This is a genomic window from Kitasatospora sp. NPDC051984, assembly GCF_044593455.1.
In the GTDB taxonomy this organism is placed as follows: domain Bacteria; phylum Actinomycetota; class Actinomycetes; order Streptomycetales; family Streptomycetaceae; genus Kitasatospora.
This window is the reverse complement of the sequence record NZ_JBIUCB010000007.1, coordinates 355,666-372,636: the sequence shown is the minus strand read 5'-3', so window position 1 is coordinate 372,636 and position 16,971 is coordinate 355,666. Positions and strand designations below refer to the sequence as shown.

Here is a 16,971-nt window from a genome sequence, read left to right as displayed (position 1 = left end):
CCTCCCAGCCCCCCTTGGGGCTGGGGGTGGGGGCACCTCCCAGCCGCCAGGCTGGGGGCGGATGATCCGGCGTCGCGCGCCCGGCAAGATCGGCCAGACAGACCCTAGTTGCCTTCCAGTTCGGCGCGCACTCGGCGGGAGGGCTGGAAGGCGTACAGGTCGAGGATGTCCGGCGGTTCGGCCAGGCCGGGGCCTCCGGCGGCGACCCAGGCGGTGATGTCGGCGGCGGCGTCGCGGTCGTTGACCTGGCCGAGCCAGACCGGGCGTCCGCCCGCCCGGCGGCCCTCGGCGGAGGGCTGGACGACGATGACGTTGGCCCGCTCGCAGGCGTCGAGGCAGTCGGTGCGCCGGATCATGGCGATGCCGGCCAGCGAGGTGCGCAGGTCGACGAGCTGGGCCTCGTGGTCCAGGCGGGGGACTTTCGCGGTGGTGCCGCAGCAGCAGCCGCGGCAGACCGTGACGGTGCAGCGGGACTCGGTCTCGGTGCGGCGGCTCATGCGGTGCTCCCCGCCCGTCGGGCCTTGGTCCAGGCGGATTCGCGCAGCAGGCGCAGGCCGTTGAGGCCGACCAGGACGGTGGAGCCTTCGTGGCCGAGGACGCCGAGCGGCAGCGGGAGGGTGGCGACCAGGTCCCACACCACCAGGACGGTGATGAACGTCGCCGCGATGGCGAGGTTCTGCACCACCAGCGCGCGGGCCCGGCGGGAGAGCGCCACCACGGCCGGGACGGTGGCGAGTTCGTCGCGGACGATCACCGCGTCGGCGGTCTCCAGGGCGAGGTCGGATCCGGCCCGGCCCATCGCGATGCCGGTGTGCGCGGCGGCCAGCGCGGGCGCGTCGTTCACGCCGTCGCCGACCACGAGCACCTTCCGCCCGGCCGTCTCCCACTCCTTGACGGCGGCGGCCTTGTCCTGCGGCAGCAGGCGGGCCCGGACTTCGCCGAGGCCGGCCTCCGCGGCCAACTGCCGGGCGGCGCGCGGGTTGTCGCCGGTGAGCAGCGCGGGGGTGGTGCCGGTCAGCGCCGTCAGGGCGCGGACGGTGGCGGCGGCGTCGGGGCGCAGCCGGTCGGCGATGCCGAGGACGCCGACGGGGGTGCCGTCGGTGGCGACCACGACGGCGGTGCGCCCGGCGTCCTCGAGTTCGGCGACGGCTGCGCCGGTGGCCGGGCAGTCGTGGTCGGGGGCGTGGACGGTGACGGTGTGTCCGTCGACGGTGGCGGTGACGCCGACGCCGGGCGTGGAGCTGAAGTCCGCGGCGGTGGCCGGGGTGAGCCGGCGGCTGCGGGCGGCGTCGACGACGGCGCGGGCGAGCGGGTGTTCGCTGGGGTGTTCGGCGGCGGCGGCGAGGGCGAGCAGTTGGTTCTCGGTCAGGCCGGAGTCGGCCTGCGGGCGGATGTCGGTGACGCGGGGGGTGCCTTCGGTGAGGGTGCCGGTCTTGTCGAGGGCGACGGTGTCGATCTGGCCGAGGCGTTCCATCACGACGGCGGACTTGACCAGGACGCCGTGGCGGCCGGAGTTGGCGATCGCGGACAGCAGGGGCGGCATGGTGGCGAGGACCACCGCGCACGGCGAGGCGACGATCATGAAGGTCATGGCGCGCAGCAGTGCGTCGGTGAACGCGGAGCCGAGGGCGAGCGGGACGGCGAACACGGCCAGGGTGGCGGCCACCATGCCGAGCGAGTACCGCTGTTCGACCTTCTCGATGAACAGTTGGGTGGGGGCCTTGGTCTCGGAGGCTTCCTCGACCATGGCGACGATCCGGGCGATCACGGTGTCGGCGGCGTCGCGTTCGACGCGTACCCGCAGTGCGCCGGTGCCGTTCAGGGTGCCGGCGAACACCTCGTCGCCGTTGCGCTTGGCGACCGGCAGTGGCTCGCCGGTGATGGTGGCCTGGTCGACCTCGCTGGTGCCGTCCAGGACCCGGCCGTCCGCGCCGATCCGCTCGCCGGGCCGGATCAACACGGTGTCGCCGACGGCCAGTTGCTCGACCCGGACGGTCTCCTCGCCGGCGCCGGTGAGGCGGGTGGCGGTGGCGGGGGCCAGGTCGAGCAGGCCGCGCACCGAGTCGGCGGTGCGGGCGGTGGCGATCGCCTCGAGCGCGCCGGAGGTGGCGAAGATGACGATCAGCAGCGCGCCGTCCAGCACCTGTCCGACCGCTGCCGCGCCGAGCGCCGCGACGATCATCAGCAGGTCGACGTCGAGTGTCTTCTCCTTCAGCGCCTGAAGCCCTGCCCAGCCGGGCTCCCAGCCGCCGGTGGCGTACGCGAGGGCGTACAGCGGGCCCCACGTCCAGGCGGGGGCGCCGGCCAGGTCCAGCGGGAGAGCGACCAGGAACAGCAGCAGTGCGGCGAGCGCCCACCGGGCCTCGGGCAGCGCGAGGACGCGGGTGCGCCGTTTCGGCGGGGCCGGGCGGGGTTCGGCGGTGGGCGGCGCGGGCCGCCGGTCCAGGACGGAAGACATGGCGGGGCAACCCTTCGCGGGGCGGGGAGGACTCCTCCACCATACCGGAACATCTGAACAGGTCTTCAGGTGTCACCGGTATGATGACGTCATGGGCCACGGAATCGACACCGCCAGCAGCGCCACCACCCGCGAACGCCTGGACGCCGTCGGAACGGCCGATGTCGCGGCCACCCTCCAGGCCCTGGCCACCCCCTCCCGCCTGCACATCCTGGCCCGCCTCCAGGAAGGCCCCTGCTCGGTGGGCGACCTCGCCGAAGCCGTCGGCCTGGAGGCCTCCGCCTGCTCGCACCAACTGCGACTGCTGCGCAACCTCGGGCTGGTCACCGGCGAGCGCCACGGCCGCTCGATCGTCTACGCGCTGTACGACAACCACGTCGCCGAGCTGCTCGACCAGGCGCTCTACCACGTGGAACACCTGCGCCTCGGCGTCCGCGACACGCCTCCCGCCGCCGACTGATCTTTTTCGACGCCGCCCTGTCCAGCATGTGGGACCCCGGACGCGGGACCCGAGCGGGGCGGGGCTTAGATGGCAGATGTAGAAGCCAAGCATCAGCATCTGCGCGAAGAAGGTCCGCCATGCCCCACATCACCGTCGACTACTCACCACAGCTGGCCGACTCCTTCGACCGCCCCGGATTCGTCCGCGAGCTGCACCCCCTGGTCCGCGACCGGGTGTCCTCCCGGGGCGTGTGCAAGACCTTGTTCCGTCAGGCCGCCGAGACCTGGGTGGGCGACGCGGACGGCCAGTTGACCGCCTTCGTGCACATCGCCATCGGCCTGCTGCCGGGACGGCCGGAGGGGCTGAAGGCGCGGCTGTCCGAGGAGGTGCTGCGCCTGCTCGACAAGCACCTGCGGCCCGTCCTCGGCCGCGAGGTGGTCCGCTCCGCCGAGGTCCGCGACCTCACCCCGTCCTACCGCCTGCGCACCGGCTGGTGACTCTCACCGCCGCAGAAAACGCGTCAGCTCGGCGTTCACCCGCTCCGCCCGGGTGTACGGCAGGGCGTGGTGGGAGACGCCGCCGAGGGTGCGGATCTCGGCCTGCGGGAGCAGCCGTCCGGCCCGGGCGGTGAGGGTGCGCGGGTCGTGGCAGCGGCTGTTCGCGGCGACCAGCAGCAGGCAGCGGGCGCGGAGGGTCCTGAGCGTTTCCGGGGTGGGGCGGCGGCCGGTGACGGGGCGGGCGGCGGGGAAGGTCGCGGCGAGGCCGTAGAGGCGGGCCCAGTCCGGGTCGAGCGGGACGCCGCCGGTCTCCCAGGCCAGAAACGTCCGGGCGCGGGCTTCGCCGGGCCGGGCCAGCATGGGCGCCGCGTGCAGGAGATAGCGGAGCGAGTAGCCGGTGAAGCAGCCGGTGGGGTCGAGCAGCGCGAGGCGGTCGACCCGTTCGGGGCGGCGCAGCGCGTGGCTCAGCGCGATCCACCCGCCGTAGGAGTGCCCGCACAGGTCGACGTGGTCCAGCCCGAGCCCGTCCAGCACCGCGTCCAGCCAGCCGTGCAGGTCCTCGACGCGGCGCACCGGCTGCCGCCCGCCGCTCGCGGAGCGGCCCGCGTCGCCGATCCGGTCCACCGCGAACACCTGTGCCGTGCGGGCGAGTTCGGCGACGTTGGCCCACCAGCTCGCCGCCGTGGCACCACCCCCGTGGAGCAGCACCAGCGGCGGACCGCCGGCCGGTCCGGCGGCGTTGACCCGGGTGATTCCGTACGGCGTCTCGACGTCGATCGTCTCGACCGGGACGGGCCAGCGGCCCAGCAGGGTGTCGTACGCGGACAGGAAGGCGGAACGGTCGAACGCCATGGCGGCAGCCTCCACGGGCAGAGTTGTCTCGCTGAGCGAGTGTCTCGCTCGGCGAGATACTATGCACCCGCATCTCCACCCAGGAACCCACCCCCGCCGAAAGGCCGCACCCCATGACCGACCAGCACGGACTCCGGACGGTGCATCAACTCCGCGCCCTCACCGTCGAACTGGACCTGCTCGCCGCCGCCTTCGCCCAGCGCAACAACCTCCACCCCACCGACCTGCGCGCCCTGATCGCCCTCCTCGACGCCGCCCGCGCCGGCACCCCCGCGACGCCCGGCCTGCTCGGCCGCGAACTCCGCCTCAACTCGGCCGGCACCACCGCCGTCCTCGACCGCCTCGAACGCCACGGCCACCTCCGCCGCACCCGCGACCCCCACGACCGCCGCCGCGTCCTCCTCGAAGTCACCGAGCAGGCCGTCACCCTCGGCGAGACCTTCTTCGGCCCGTTGATCGCCGACACCGTCGCCCTGGTCGACGGCCTCTCCCCCGCCGAACTCGCCGCCGTGGAAGGCTTCCTGACCTCCATGCGATCCCTGGTCGCCCACCACGCCCACTGACGGCCGGCCGAGCGCCCCACGAACCAGCCCGAGGTGGCACCCACCCAACTCCCCCCACACAGCCGCGCGCAGCGCAACCACCTCCCCCTACCACCCCCGACGCACATACCGACCAGGAGTGGTCCCGAGGAAGTGGCGGGTGAGGTGGGGCGGGTCGTGGAAGCCGAGGATGGTGGCGACGGTGGCCGGGGGTGGCCGTCGACGCTCGTTGCCGGTGGCGGTGTTCACGGCGGAGCTGTTCGGCACCGGCAACGACCGGGACAACCGGGCGGCGGTGCGAGCGGTGCCGACGGTGGCGCTCGATCTGGTGGGGCTGGCGCTGCACGGGCCGCGCAACGTCGTGGACAAGGTGCTCAAGGGCGCGCGCATGCACCCGTGAGCAGCGGCGGTCGGGTCGGACCTCTGGCGCCGCCCGACCCCGGTATCCGTCCGATAGCTCACGAAGGCGCGTCCTCGCAATAGCGGCACCCACAAGCGCCGCGCCGATCCTCCGTGGCACGCTCGCACGGGCGGCGGGCAGCGGCCCCGATACGCTCCCCGGAAACGGAGGCGTACGACCTCGGCAGTCTCGCGCTGCACGGGCCCGTCGTGCACCTGGCGCAGCAGCTGACCGTGGCCGTCCCGGACCAGGAGGTCGGCCACCCCACCGGAACGGACCCCCGAGTGACCCTCCAGCAGATCACCCCGAAGCAGCGCGGCTATCTGATCGTCAACTCCCACCCGGCGGGTTGCGCCGAGGTCGTGAAGCGCACCTGGGAGTCGATCCCGGCGCGCACTCCCGAGGGCCGCGCCCCGGTGGTGCTGCTGCTCGGCTCGAGCGCCGGGTACGGCATGTCGATTCTGCTGGCGGGCCTGCGGCGTCACGGCATCCGCGGTGTCGGCGTCGCCTTCGAGGGCGCGCCGACCGAGCGCCGTACGGCAACGGCCGGTTGGTACCGCACGGCAGCCACCGCGGAGTTGGGCGCCGACGCGGATTTCGTCTTCGTCAACGCCGACGCGTTCTCCGCGGCCGCCAAGGAGCGGGCGCTCGATCTGATCGCGGAGCGGTTCGGCCCGGTCGACCATCTGGTCTACAGCCTTGCCGCACCGCGTCGCACCGATCCGGTGACGGGCGAGGTGCACCACTCCGTCATCAAGCCGATCGGCGAAGCGTACGAGGCCGCGTCCCTGGTGTTCCCGGACGAGGTGGCGACGGTCGGCAGCGTGCAGCTCACCGCGGCGAGTGAGGAGGAGCAGCGTGCCACGGTGCAGGTGATGGGCGGCGAGGACTGGCGGTTGTGGGTCGAGGCGCTGGCCGAACGTCGGCTGCTCGGCAGCGGGTTCACCACGGTGGCGCTGTCCTACGTCGGCTCCGACATCACTGCCCCCGTCTATCGGCGGGGCACCATCGGCGCCGCCAAGGAGCACCTGGAGGCGACCGCGCGCACCCTGGCCGACGGTGTTCTCGCCGATGGCGCGAGCCGGGCGTTCACCGTGGTCGCCGGTGCCGCCGTCACGCAGGCGTCCACGGCGATTCCGTCCATCGCCCTGTACACCTCGCTGCTGCGCAACGTTCTCGGTGCGGACGGTTGGCGCAGCACCGCCGACCAGGCCGTCGACCTGTGGTCGCAGCTGACCGGCGAGAAGCCGCTGGTGCTGGACGAGCGGGGCCGGATCCGGCTGGACGGCTGGGAGTTGGACGAGAAGGTGCAGGAGCGGGTGCGCGAGCTGTGGGCCGATCCGGCCGCCGCGCTGGCCGGGGAGCCGGGCGGCGCGGCGTGGTTCTACGGCCAGTTCCGCGCGCTGTACGGCTGGGACGTCCCCGGTGTGGACTACGGCGTCGATGTCGAAACGGCGGTGGCCTGGCCCGACTTCGAGGTCAGGTAGCCTGCGTCGGCGGCCGGGTGCGGCATCGGCTTGCCTGCACCCGGCCGCCTCGCGCCATGTCCCGGCGGGGTCGGGTCAGTTGGAGCGGCCTCAGGCCTGGAGCGAGGCGAGTGTGACCACCGTGATGTCGGACGGTGCGCCGACCCGGACCGGCGGGCCCCAGGCGCCCGCGCCGCGGGTGACGTAGAGCTGGGTGTCGCCGTACCGTTCCAGGCCGGCCACGGTCGGATTGGCCAGTTCGGCAAGGTAGTTGCCGGGCCAGAGCTGGCCGCCGTGGGTGTGGCCGGAGAGCTGGAGGTCGACGCCGTGGCGGACGCTGTCGTGGACGGTCACCGGCTGGTGGGCCATCAGGACGGCCGCCCGGCCACGGTCGCGGTCGCCCAACGCCCGTGCGTAGTCCGGGCCTTGGCCCTGTGAGGTGCCGGCGATGTCGTTGACTCCGGCGAGGTCGAACCAGGGCAGCTCGACGCGGGCGTTCTCCAGCGGGTGGACGCCGAGTTCGCGGACGAAGTCGACCCAGGGCGCGGCGCCCGAGAAGTACTCGTGGTTACCGGTGACGAAGTACGCGCCGTCCTTGGCCCGCAGGTCGGCCAACGGGCGGGCGGCGGGGCCGAGTTCGGGGACGGTGCCGTCGACCAGGTCGCCGACTACGGTGATCAGGTCGGGCTGGGTGGCGTTGATGGTGTCGACGATCCGCCGGGTGTGTGCGCGGCCGAGGATCGGGCCGAGGTGGATGTCGCTGACCACGGCGATCCGGTAGCCGTGCGCGGCGCGCGGCAGTTTCGCCAGCGGCACCGTCACGCGCTTCACCTGCGGCCCGCGCAGCACCCCGTACGCGCCGTTGCCCACCACGCCGACGGCGACTCCGGCGGCCGCCCCGGCCACCACCCGGGACACGAACAGCCGCCGCGAGGGCTCCACCGCCTTCCCCGCCCCAGCAGACCCCGCCGCGGACTCTTCGGGCTCCGCCGACCCAGCAGCAGGCCCTGCGGGCCCCGCCGCCTCCGCAGAAACCGTCACCGCCGCGGCAGAGACCGCCACGGGCTCGACAGCCACCGCCGGCTCGCTCTCGCGGCGACGCGGAAGCCGGAGCAGCAGGGGGCGCAGCAGTTCGCCGGCCAGCAGGGCGAGCAGGAGGTAGAGGAGAACGGCCATCCAGAGGTAGCCGGGCCAGGCGAACCAGCGTTCCACGGCGAGCGGGAAGGCCCGGCCGCCGACCAGGGCCAGCAGGGAGAGCACGGGCAGCAGGACGGTGAGCACGGTGCCTGCGCGCCGGTAGCGGCTGCCGGGGCGGGAGACGTCGCGGACCAGTCGTCGCCACACGTACCAGTGCGCCGCCCCGAACAGGCCGAGCACTGCCACCAGCCCCACCACCGCGATCACCATGCGGGCAAGTATCGGGGCTCGGTGATCGCGGGCTGTGACCGGGGTGCCGTTCCGTTCGACCGGGCGTGTTCGTCCGGGTGCGGGGCGTGCCGGTGTGCGTTCGGTTCCTGTGAGCCCTCCCACATCGTGGCGGGCTTCTACGACTCCCAATAGTCGGTGCGCGAACCAGCCTCGCGGACGGCCACATCGCCTTCCCGTCCGCCCGCCGAAGCTTACCGCAATTTCGCAGGTCAGAGGCATTCCGGTGGCCACCGGCCGATGGTGCGGACCAAGCCCGACCCGGAGCCGCCGAAGCCCGCCCGACCACCTCCCCTCCGACCGATCCGCTACTACGAGGCATAGTTGCCGGGGCTTTTGAGCCACTCTGCGTGATCTGCCAAGAATGTCCCCCGTCCGCCGGGCAGCCCGGCCGCTCCGGCCACCATTCCGCTGCCGCGTTCGTCCGATTGCCGCGCTGCGCCGTGTTCCACGGTGCGGGGCCGGTGCCGTGCGTGCCGGTCGGCGGGCCGCCGTGTCCCACCGGCCGTCCGGCCCGTACAAGAAGAGATCGCCATGCCGCACCGCCGCCCGCACCGCCGCCCCTCCCGCCTTTCGCGGACGCTCCGTCGCAACCGCCACTCGATGGTGGCGGGCGTGGCAACCGTCGCGGTCGCGGGTGCCGCCGCCCTGGCGATCGCCCTGCCGCAGCACTCGGCCCCGGCCGACGCGGCGGCCCGGCCGGCGAGCGTCGAGCAGCTCGCGGCGGACGCCCTCCCCTCGCCGGACGCCGCGTCCGCGCAGGCGCGGGCCGAGGCGGAGGCGAGCGCGAGCGCCAGTGCGTCCGCGCAGGCCGAGGCGGACGCGAAGGCCAAGGCGGAAGCGGAGGCCAGTGCGAGTGCCAGTGCGAGCGCCGAGGCGAAGGCCAGGGCGATCGCCGAGGCGGCGTCCCGGTCGCAGCAGCGCCAGGCGCTGGCGAGCAGCAAGCCGTCCGCCACCCCGTCGGCATCCGCGTCGGCGTCCGCGCCGGTGTCCGCGTCGGCCGTCGCCAAGGCGCTGAGCGGGACGCCGCAGCAGATCGCGGCGCAGCTCGTGCCGGCGGGGCAGTTGCAGTGCTTCAACAACATCGTGGAGCGCGAGAGCGGCTGGAACGTGCATGCGACCAACCCGTCCTCGGGTGCGTACGGGCTGATGCAGGCGCTGCCGGGTTCGAAGATGGCGTCGGCGGGCGCGGACTGGCGGGACAACCCGGCGACCCAGATCAAGTGGGGCCTGCAGTACATGAACCAGACCTATGGCAGCCCGTGTGCGGCGTGGGCGTTCTGGCAGGCTCACAACTGGTACTGAGGGCCGTTGGTCCTTGCCCCGGAGGGACATTCGGCACGGTGTGTGCGCAGCTCCACCACCATGCGTACATCTGACGATACGTCAGCAAGTCACGGCGTTCCGCCCTCTATCCGGACATTTCATCGCACGCTCGTGTTCGTTTGGTGAAGATTCAGCGAACTTCCCATGACTGCTGTCCGGAATAGCCGCTTTAGAGCGGCTTCCGACCTTTGCCTGAGGCTGTCCCCGCCCCTAGCCTCCCGCCCATGGCCCCACCACTGATCACCGTCGTGCTCCCCGCTTACGACGAGCAGGAACAACTGAAGGAGTGCCTCGACTCCCTGCTCGCACAGTCCTTCCGCGAGTTCGAGATCATCGTGGTCCAGACGCCCTCCCCGCACTGCCCGGAGGAGCGGCTGCTGGAGGCGTACGAGCTGCGCGACGCCCGGGTACGGGTGCTGCGGCTGGACACGGAGCCCGGCATCGGACGGGCCCGGATGGCGGGCGCGGCACACGCGCGCGGCGACTACCTGCTGTTCCTGGACGCCGACCACCTGCTGCCGGCGGACGCGTTCGAGGCGATGGACGCCCGGCTCACCGAGACCGGTGAGGTCGATCTGCTGCTGTTCGGCCACAACCGCGAGTACCGGGGCAAGGTGTGGCCGGGCAACGCGGCCGAACTGCTGGACGCCGCCGGCCCCGATGTGTTCACCCCCGCCGAGCACCCCGAATTCTTCGGCGCGCCACCGCTGATCTGGGACCGGCTGGTGCGCACCGCCACCGCCCCGACCTTCCCCGACGGGTTCTACGAGGAGGTCCCGGCAGTGCACCGCACGCTGCTGGCCGCCTCCCGGATCGCGGTTCTCAACCGCGAGTGCGTCACCATCCGCCGCCGCCACACCCTGCACCCGGCGGGCGGCGAAGGAGCAAGCCACTTCGACCTGTTCGACCGCTACGAGGGCACCTTCGAGCTGCTGGACGCGCAGCCCGAGGAGGCCCCGCCGGTCAACCCCGAGGTGCGCACCCACCTGTTCACCCGGATGATCCGCCACTACCTGTTCGTCTTCGACCTGCCGGGGGCCCTGACCCGCACCGAGCGCCCGCAGTTCTTCCAGCGCGCCGCCGAGCACTACAAGCGCTTCCTCCCGGACGGCTACAAGCGCCCGGACGGCCGCGAGGGCATCAAGTTCTCGCTGCTGGCGTCGAATTCGTACGCCACCTTCGAGGTCGCCAAGTTCTCCCGCCTGGCGGGCGTGCGCCGCTGAGCGCGCCCCCGCAGGCCCGAGGCGCGTGCGTCGCTGAGCGCGCCCTCGCAGGCCCGAGGCGCGTGTGCCGCTGAGCGCGCCCTCGCGCGAACACGCGCCGGGAGTGGGGACGGCGTACGTCGGCTCGCGGCAGGGATTTCGGAAATCTTCCGCCCGGGCCGCGTGCCCTGACGATCCGTCGGGCAACCTCCTGACGAGCACGCGGTTGGCCTGGCCCAAGCGGTCCTGACGAACCGTCGGCCCCGGGCGGACGGTAAAGTCCCTCCCCGCGCCAACCTCTGCCGCGCCACCTCCGTGCACCCCGTGCACCCCGTGCACCTCCGTGCATCACCGGACCGGAAGGCGAACTCTCGATGACCTCCCCTGTCTCCCCGTCGGCCGATCCCACCGCGGACCCGTTCTCCGCCGCCGACGGCGGCCCCACTCCGGGGCCTGTCGGCCAACTCCCGCCCCAGCAGCAGATGGCCGGCTGGGCCGTGCTGCTGCTCGGCGTACTGCTGCTGGCCGAGGCATTCGTCTGCGTGGCCGCCCTGATCAGCGTCTGGACGCCGCTCACCACCCTGACCGCCGAACGCGCCCCGTCCGAGGTCCCCGCGACCTGGGAGGTGCTCGGCCTCGGCCCCTGGCACCTGACGTCCAACACCGCGATGCTGATCGCCGTCCTGGCCGCCAGCGGGCTCGGCAGCTTCGTGCACGCCGCGACGTCCTTCGCCACCTACGCGGGCAACCGCCAACTCCTGCCCAGCTGGCTGCCCTGGTACCTGCTGCGCACCGCGATCGGCGGCGCACTCGCCCTGCTGGTCTACTTCCTGCTGCGCGGCGGCCTGTTCGCCAACGGCACCGACGGCACCGCCACCAACCCGTACGGCTTCGCCGGCATCGCCGGCCTGTGCGGCCTGTTCTCCAAGCAGGCCACCGACAAGCTCCGCGAAATCTTCGACACCGTCCTCACCACCCGCGACGGCGCCGGCGACGACGAACGCGACGACAAGATCCAGCCGACCGCCCCGACTTCGCCTACGGCCTCGACTCCACCGACCACACCCGCCGCATCCGGGCCGCAGCCCACCGAACCGGTCGTGGCCACCATCCCCAAGCAGGCAAGCCCGGTCTCCGAATCAGCGCAAACCACCGGTAGTTGACCGTTCACCGGCTCAACCGAGAGGGCGGCCGGGTCCGGTTCGCGACTCGTGATGATCCGATCTTCATGCTCGCGCGGCGTGGTGCGTACGCGCGTCCCGCAGCGGGGGGTGGTCGATCAGCTCGACGTACATGATCCGGTCGTCCACCACGTCCAGGACGGCCACGCCCTCCTCGGCGGGCAGTTCGAGGCAGCGGTGGCCCGGGCCGTACGGCTGTCCGGCCGGGTGCGGGGCGGTGCGGAAGCTCTGGCAGGAGGCGTCCTCGCACTCGCACAGTGCGACCAGGCGCAGTTCCCGTGCGCCGGCGGCCAGTTCGGGTTCGCCGTCCTGCTCCAGCAGCGCCGCGAGTTCGTCCACGAGTTCGGGGAAGACGTCACGGACCAGGGGGTGTTCGGTTTCCATGCCCGCCAAGGTAGCCGTCGGCCGGACACAGCGCGGAACCGCGGCTGCCCGTCGAGCTCCGACCCGCCGTTCGCGGGCCCGCGACCGGGGCCGGACGCCCCCGGCTGGGATGATCGGCGGATGGTCTCCGATCTCGCCCGTGCTCTCGCTGCCGCCGTCCGTGGTGAGGTCCGCTTCGACGTTGCGGAGCGGGCCGTGTACGGGCAGGACGCGTCCAACTACCGGCAGGTGCCGCGTGGGGTGGTGAAGCCGGCCGATGCGGACGATGTGCGGGCGGCGCTCGCGGTGTGCCGGGAGTTCGGGGTGCCGGTGGTGGCGCGCGGGTCGGGGACGAGCATCGGGGGGCAGGCGATCGGGCCCGGCGCGGTGGTGCTGGACTTTCGGCGGCATCTCGGCAAGGTGCTGACGGTCGATCCGGAGGCCCGCACCGCGCGGGTCGAACCGGGCACGGTACTGGACGAACTCCAGCGCGCGGCAAGGCCGTTCGGGCTTCGGTTCGGGCCGGATCCGTCCACCCACAGCCGGTGCACGCTGGGCGGGATGATCGGCAACGACGCCTGTGGCTCGCACTCGCTGGCATGGGGCCGCACCTCCGACAATCTGCACAGCCTGGACCTGCTGCTCGCCGACGGCACCGAACTGACCGTCACCGGCCCGCTGCCACCGCCCGAACGGGCCGCCCTGGCCGCCGCGCCGGGCCGACTCGGCCGTCTGCACCGGGAGTTGCAGGCCCTGGCCGCCGACAATCTGGCGCTGCTGCGCCGCGCCATGCCGGTGCTGCCGCGTCGCGGTTCGGGCTATCCGCTGGACGCGCTGCTCCCGGAGCGCGGCTTCGACCTGGTGCGGGCCGTCACCGGCACCGAGGGGACGTGCGCCCTGCTGCTCGGCGCGACCGTCCGGCTGGTGCCCGAACCGCCGTACCGCGCACTGGTGGTGGCGGGTTACCGGGACGAGACGGCCGCCGCCGACGCGGTGCCCGCGCTGCTGCCGCTCGAACCGTTGACCTGCGAGGGCATGGCCGCCGACCTGGTCGCCGCGCTGCTCGCGGCGGGGCCGCGCCCGCCGGTGCTGGACCGGCTGCCCGACGGTGCGTGCTGGCTGTTCCTGGAGACGGGCGGCGCCACGGCCGCCGAGGCCGCCGACCGGGCGCGTCAACTCGCCGACGCCGTACGGCGGGAGCGCACCGCGACGGTCGCGCTGGTCACCGACCCGGCCGAGCAGCGTGCGCTGTGGTCGATCCGGGAGGCCGGCGCCGGCATCGTCACCCGGCTGCCTCCGGGTCCGGACGGCCGACCGGGTGGGGCGGCGTGGCCTGGCTGGGAGGATTCGGCCGTCCCGGTCGAGCAACTCGGCTCCTACCTGCGGAAGTTGCGGGCACTGCTGAAGCGTCACGGGCTGCGCGGGGTGCCGTACGGGCATTTCGGCGAGGGTTGCGTGCACCTGCGCCTGGACTTCCCGGTGCGTGAACGGCCGCAGGTGATGCGGGAGTTCCTCACCGAGGCGGCGGATCTGGTGGTGGCGCACGGTGGTTCACTCTCCGGCGAGCACGGCGACGGGCAGGCCCGGGCCGAGCTGCTGCCTCGGATGTTCCCGCCGCAGGTGATCGACCTGTTCGCCCGGTTCAAGCAGATCTGGGACCCGGACGGCCTGCTCAACCCCGGCCTGCTGGTCGACCCGCGCCCGCTGGACGCCGATCTGCGCTTCCCCGGACGGGAGTTGCCACTCACCCTGGCCTACCCGCAGGACGCCGGCAGTCTGCTGAACGCCGTCCACCGCTGCGTCGGCGTCGGAAAGTGCGTGGACACCAACAGCGGGGTGATGTGCCCGAGTTACATGGTGACGGGAGAGGAACGGCACTCCACCCGGGGCCGAGCCCGGCTGCTCGGCGAGATGCTGCGCGGCGAGATGCTGCGCGGCGAACTGGTCACCGACGGCTGGCGCTCGCCGGAGGTCCGGGAGGCGCTCGATCTCTGCCTGGGCTGCAAGGGCTGCGCGAGCGACTGCCCGGTGCAGGTGGACATGGCCACCTACCGGTCCGAATTCCTGTACCACCACTACCGGTTCAGGCCTCGCCCGGCCGCCCACTACTCGTTCGGCCTGCTGCCGCTGTGGCTCCGCCTGGCCCATCTCGCGCCGCGCGCCGCGAACGCCGCCCTGAGCGGCCGGTTCAGCGGCGCCCTGCTCAAGCGCCTCGGCGGCATCGACCCCCGGCGCTCGCTCCCCGCCCTCCCGGAGCGCCGTTTCTCCTCCTGGTTCCGCAGCTACCGCGCCGCCCACCCGGCCGACCCGGCCGCACCTGCGGTGCTGCTGTGGCCCGACTCGATGTCCGAACTCCTGGACCCCGCACCGGCGATGGCCGCCGTGCAGGTGCTGGAGCGGCTCGGCTTCCGGGTGCAGCTGCCGGCCGGGCCGGTGTGCTGCGGGCTCACGCTGATCGCCAGCGGCCAACTCGGCGCGGCGCGCCGGGTGATCCGCCGCTCCCAGCGCCAACTGCCGCCCGGCCTCCCGGTGGTGGGCCTGGAGCCGTCCTGCACCGCCACCCTGCGCGGCGACTGGCCGAAACTCCTCGACGCCCCCGAACTCCCCTCCCGGGTCCGCACCTTGGCCGAATTCCTGGACGAAAACGAGGTGGCCCTGCCGCGGCTGGGCGGCACGGCGATGACCCAGGTGCACTGCCACCAGCACGCCGTCCTGGGCACCGACGCCGACCAGCGCCTCACCGCCATGCTCGGCCTGACGAACCGTCACCTCGACGCCGGCTGCTGCGGATTGGCCGGGGCTTTCGGTTTCGAGCGCGGCCACTACGAGGTGTCGGTGGCCGCCGCCGAACGCGCCCTGCTGCCCGCCGTCCGCGCCGCCGAGCCGGGCACGCTGCTGCTCGCGGACGGCCTCAGCTGCCGCACCCAGCTCACCCAACTGGAGCCGTCCGCCCGGCCGTTGCACCTCGCTGAAGTCCTGCTCCGCGCGCTCGAGCAAACCCGGCAGAACGAGTAGCCCCCGTCAGCCCTCCCGCCCGACCGCCACCATCGCCGCGTCGTCCATCAGCCGTCCCCCGACGTAGGCCAGCAGGTCACGGCGGAGGCGGTCGAGGAAGTCCGTGGGTGTGATGGGCTCCGGGGCGAGGTGGGCGGCGCGGGCGGGCAGGGGGTAGAAGACGGCCTCGTGGTTGCGGGCCTCGGTGACGCCGTCGGTGTAGAGCAGCAGGGTGCTGCCGGGCGGGAAGGCGAACTCCTCGGTGCGGCGGTCGGCGGGGGCGAGGTCGCCCATGCCCAGCGGGGGGCCGCTCCGGTGCAGCGGGAGCAGGTGGGCGTGGCCGGGGGTGAGCAGCAGGGGCGGCGGGTGCCCGCAGTCCGCGAGCCGGATCACGGGGCGGTCGTCGGGCAGGTCGAGCACGAGCGCGGTGGCGAAGTTCTCCCGGACGTCCTGGCCGGCGTCGGCGACTTCGGCGAGGTGGCGCTGGTAGGAGGTCTCCAGCGCATCGGCCAGGCAGGCCGGGTCCTCGTGCCGGTGGGCGAGCTCGCGAAACGCGCCGAGCAGCGCGGCGGCGTCGCCGACGGCGTCGAGTCCCTTGCCGCGGACGTCGCCGATCAGCAGGCGGGTGGCGTGCGGGGTGCGGACGGCCGCGTACAGGTCGCCACCGACGTTCGCTTCGTCGTCGGCGGCGAGGTACCGGGTGGCAATCCGCAGCGGTCCGGCCTGTTCGGGCAGCGGGCGCATCAGGACGCGCTGGACGGCGTCGGAGACGGTACGGACCCGGGTGAGTTCGCGTCCGTGGCGTTCGCGGGTTCGGCGGAAGGCGACGACGACGACGGTGACCAGGGCGAGCGCGCCGATCTGGGCCTGATGGTTGGCGGTGAACAGGCCGCCGTGCAGGGCGGCGATGAGGATCAGGGCGATCAGTGCGAGCGCGCCGATCAGGGCGGTCATGCGGGTGCCGGCGAACGAGGCGGTGATGGCGGGGGCGACCACCAGCAGCGGGCCGAGGTGGATGTTCGGGGAGATCGAGATGTCGATGGCGGAGATCAGCACGATCAGGCTGATCGGCAGCAGCACCAGCAGGTGTTCGGCGCGCCACTCGCTCCGCAGTTCCGCCAGACTCCGCCGCCTCACTCCCACCCCACCACCATGCCTCGCCGCGGGGTTGCCCACGACCGGTGGACACTCCGCGTCCCGGGTATGGCGCCGCGTCACCGGCAGCTCCTACGATCACGCCATGACGACCCCGCCGAAGGCTGCCGAAGCCGGTAAGAACCCCTTGGAGCCCGCCGAGGGTGACCTGATCCTCGCCGAGCGATTCGCACCGTGGGTGCGGGCCCTGGGGCTCTCCGTGGTGGAGACGGGGACGCGGCACGCGGTGCTGCGGCTGCCGTGGTCCGACCAGTTGGCCCGGGACGGCGGCGGGCTGTCGGGGCAGGCGATGATGGCGGCGGCCGACACGGCGACGGTCGTCGCGGTGTCCTCGGCGCTGGGCGGGTTCGCTCCGATGACCACCGTCCAGCAGTCGATCACCTTCCAGCGTGCGGCGCGTGACACCGATCTGCTGGTCACGGCGCGGCTGACCAAGCTGGGCCGCCGGATCGCGTTCGCCGAGATCACCCTCACCACGCCGGACGCCCCGGACGACCCGGTCGCGCACGCCACCACGGTCTACGCGTTCCCGGGCTGAACCACCCTGCCCCGGACGACCCGGTCGCGCACGCCACCACGGTCTACGCGTTCCCGGGCTGAACCACCCTGCCCCGGAAGATCAAGTACGTGCACACCCCTGTTCCTGGGGGTGTACCGAGCAGTAGCCT

General features: G+C 73.2%; 15 protein-coding genes and 1 pseudogene. 10 read left to right on the top strand and 6 right to left on the bottom strand.

Annotation, left to right across the window (positions count from 1 at the left end; all coding sequences use genetic code 11):
• Positions 1 to 104 precede the first annotated feature (104 nt).
• Both ACIHEI_RS17565 and ACIHEI_RS17560 read right to left on the bottom strand, forming a co-directional pair.
• Positions 105 to 497, bottom strand: coding sequence for a (2Fe-2S) ferredoxin domain-containing protein (locus ACIHEI_RS17565; RefSeq protein ID WP_396607244.1), 393 nt, complete (start codon positions 495 to 497; stop codon positions 105 to 107).
• Complete coding sequence (locus tag ACIHEI_RS17560; protein ID WP_396607243.1) at positions 494 to 2,458, bottom strand: heavy metal translocating P-type ATPase; 1,965 nt, start codon at positions 2,456 to 2,458, stop codon at positions 494 to 496. Before ACIHEI_RS17560 ends, ACIHEI_RS17565 begins: the two co-directional genes overlap by 4 nt.
• A 91-nt stretch (positions 2,459 to 2,549) precedes the next feature.
• On the opposite strand from ACIHEI_RS17560, the gene ACIHEI_RS17555 reads away from it, so the two are divergent.
• Positions 2,550 to 2,918 (top strand): ArsR/SmtB family transcription factor, encoded by a 369-nt coding sequence (locus ACIHEI_RS17555; protein ID WP_392946168.1) that lies wholly within the window; start codon positions 2,550 to 2,552, stop codon positions 2,916 to 2,918.
• A 119-nt stretch (positions 2,919 to 3,037) separates the two neighbouring features.
• Positions 3,038 to 3,397, top strand: coding sequence for a 5-carboxymethyl-2-hydroxymuconate Delta-isomerase (locus ACIHEI_RS17550; protein ID WP_396607242.1), 360 nt, complete (start codon positions 3,038 to 3,040; stop codon positions 3,395 to 3,397).
• Positions 3,398 to 3,400: 3 nt separating this feature from the next.
• Here ACIHEI_RS17550 and ACIHEI_RS17545 read toward each other — a convergent pair whose 3' ends face one another.
• A complete protein-coding gene (locus ACIHEI_RS17545) occupies positions 3,401 to 4,249 on the bottom strand; it encodes an alpha/beta fold hydrolase (RefSeq protein ID WP_396607241.1) in 849 nt (282 codons plus the stop codon).
• A gap of 113 nt (positions 4,250 to 4,362) precedes the next feature.
• On the opposite strand from ACIHEI_RS17545, the gene ACIHEI_RS17540 reads away from it, so the two are divergent.
• The 3 genes and pseudogenes from ACIHEI_RS17540 to ACIHEI_RS17530 all read left to right on the top strand — a co-directional run bounded on the left by ACIHEI_RS17540 (position 4,363) and on the right by ACIHEI_RS17530 (position 6,678).
• On the top strand, positions 4,363 to 4,812 hold the full coding sequence (locus ACIHEI_RS17540) for a MarR family winged helix-turn-helix transcriptional regulator (protein ID WP_396607240.1): 450 nt from the start codon (positions 4,363 to 4,365) through the stop codon (positions 4,810 to 4,812).
• Between the two features lie 202 nt (positions 4,813 to 5,014).
• Positions 5,015 to 5,191 (top strand): annotated as a pseudogene (locus tag ACIHEI_RS17535) (DUF2000 family protein); the annotation flags it as partial.
• A gap of 113 nt (positions 5,192 to 5,304) precedes the next feature.
• On the top strand, positions 5,305 to 6,678 hold the full coding sequence (locus tag ACIHEI_RS17530; protein WP_396607239.1) for an enoyl-[acyl-carrier-protein] reductase FabV: 1,374 nt from the start codon (positions 5,305 to 5,307) through the stop codon (positions 6,676 to 6,678).
• A gap of 90 nt (positions 6,679 to 6,768) precedes the next feature.
• Here the strand turns inward: ACIHEI_RS17530 and ACIHEI_RS17525 are convergent, their stop codons facing one another.
• Complete coding sequence (locus ACIHEI_RS17525) at positions 6,769 to 8,064, bottom strand: metallophosphoesterase (RefSeq protein ID WP_396607238.1); 1,296 nt, start codon at positions 8,062 to 8,064, stop codon at positions 6,769 to 6,771.
• 633 nt (positions 8,065 to 8,697) lie between these two features.
• Between ACIHEI_RS17525 and ACIHEI_RS17520 the strand changes: the two genes are divergently transcribed.
• From ACIHEI_RS17520 to ACIHEI_RS17510, 3 genes are all read left to right on the top strand, one after another.
• Positions 8,698 to 9,387 carry a transglycosylase SLT domain-containing protein gene (locus ACIHEI_RS17520; protein WP_396607237.1) on the top strand — a complete coding sequence of 230 codons (690 nt, stop codon included), beginning with the start codon at positions 8,698 to 8,700 and terminating at the stop codon, positions 9,385 to 9,387.
• 245 nt (positions 9,388 to 9,632) lie between these two features.
• The gene (locus ACIHEI_RS17515; RefSeq protein ID WP_392946156.1) at positions 9,633 to 10,631 is read left to right on the top strand and encodes a glycosyltransferase family 2 protein; all 999 of its coding nucleotides are present in this window, start codon (positions 9,633 to 9,635) and stop codon (positions 10,629 to 10,631) included.
• 353 nt (positions 10,632 to 10,984) lie between these two features.
• The gene (locus tag ACIHEI_RS17510) at positions 10,985 to 11,773 is read left to right on the top strand and encodes a hypothetical protein (protein WP_396607236.1); all 789 of its coding nucleotides are present in this window, start codon (positions 10,985 to 10,987) and stop codon (positions 11,771 to 11,773) included.
• A gap of 63 nt (positions 11,774 to 11,836) precedes the next feature.
• Here ACIHEI_RS17510 and ACIHEI_RS17505 read toward each other — a convergent pair whose 3' ends face one another.
• Positions 11,837 to 12,175, bottom strand: a complete 339-nt coding sequence (locus ACIHEI_RS17505) for a hypothetical protein (protein ID WP_396607235.1) — start codon at positions 12,173 to 12,175, stop codon at positions 11,837 to 11,839.
• Between the two features lie 120 nt (positions 12,176 to 12,295).
• Between ACIHEI_RS17505 and ACIHEI_RS17500 the strand changes: the two genes are divergently transcribed.
• Positions 12,296 to 15,169: an FAD-binding and (Fe-S)-binding domain-containing protein gene (locus ACIHEI_RS17500; protein ID WP_396607234.1), complete on the top strand. Its 2,874-nt coding sequence runs from the start codon at positions 12,296 to 12,298 to the stop codon at positions 15,167 to 15,169.
• 6 nt (positions 15,170 to 15,175) lie between these two features.
• Here the strand turns inward: ACIHEI_RS17500 and ACIHEI_RS17495 are convergent, their stop codons facing one another.
• Positions 15,176 to 16,285 carry a PP2C family protein-serine/threonine phosphatase gene (locus ACIHEI_RS17495; protein ID WP_396607233.1) on the bottom strand — a complete coding sequence of 370 codons (1,110 nt, stop codon included), beginning with the start codon at positions 16,283 to 16,285 and terminating at the stop codon, positions 15,176 to 15,178.
• Positions 16,286 to 16,388: 103 nt separating this feature from the next.
• Here ACIHEI_RS17495 and ACIHEI_RS17490 point away from each other — a divergent pair, with 103 nt between their 5' ends.
• A complete protein-coding gene (locus tag ACIHEI_RS17490) occupies positions 16,389 to 16,841 on the top strand; it encodes a PaaI family thioesterase (RefSeq protein WP_387647897.1) in 453 nt (150 codons plus the stop codon).
• Positions 16,842 to 16,971: the final 130 nt, after the last annotated feature.

Bases quoted from the DNA above. Each gene is read 5' to 3' on its own strand.
- ACIHEI_RS17565 (WP_396607244.1), bottom strand. From the start codon at position 497: ATGAGCCGCCGCACCGAGACCGAGTCCCGCTGCACCGTCACGGTCTGC.
- ACIHEI_RS17560 (WP_396607243.1), bottom strand. From the start codon at position 2,458: ATGTCTTCCGTCCTGGACCGGCGGCCCGCGCCGCCCACCGCCGAACCC.
- ACIHEI_RS17555 (WP_392946168.1), top strand. From the start codon at position 2,550: ATGGGCCACGGAATCGACACCGCCAGCAGCGCCACCACCCGCGAACGC.
- ACIHEI_RS17550 (WP_396607242.1), top strand. From the start codon at position 3,038: ATGCCCCACATCACCGTCGACTACTCACCACAGCTGGCCGACTCCTTC.
- ACIHEI_RS17545 (WP_396607241.1), bottom strand. From the start codon at position 4,249: ATGGCGTTCGACCGTTCCGCCTTCCTGTCCGCGTACGACACCCTGCTG.
- ACIHEI_RS17540 (WP_396607240.1), top strand. From the start codon at position 4,363: ATGACCGACCAGCACGGACTCCGGACGGTGCATCAACTCCGCGCCCTC.
- ACIHEI_RS17525 (WP_396607238.1), bottom strand. From the start codon at position 8,064: ATGGTGATCGCGGTGGTGGGGCTGGTGGCAGTGCTCGGCCTGTTCGGG.
- ACIHEI_RS17515 (WP_392946156.1), top strand. From the start codon at position 9,633: ATGGCCCCACCACTGATCACCGTCGTGCTCCCCGCTTACGACGAGCAG.
- ACIHEI_RS17510 (WP_396607236.1), top strand. From the start codon at position 10,985: ATGACCTCCCCTGTCTCCCCGTCGGCCGATCCCACCGCGGACCCGTTC.
- ACIHEI_RS17505 (WP_396607235.1), bottom strand. From the start codon at position 12,175: ATGGAAACCGAACACCCCCTGGTCCGTGACGTCTTCCCCGAACTCGTG.
- ACIHEI_RS17500 (WP_396607234.1), top strand. From the start codon at position 12,296: ATGGTCTCCGATCTCGCCCGTGCTCTCGCTGCCGCCGTCCGTGGTGAG.
- ACIHEI_RS17490 (WP_387647897.1), top strand. From the start codon at position 16,389: ATGACGACCCCGCCGAAGGCTGCCGAAGCCGGTAAGAACCCCTTGGAG.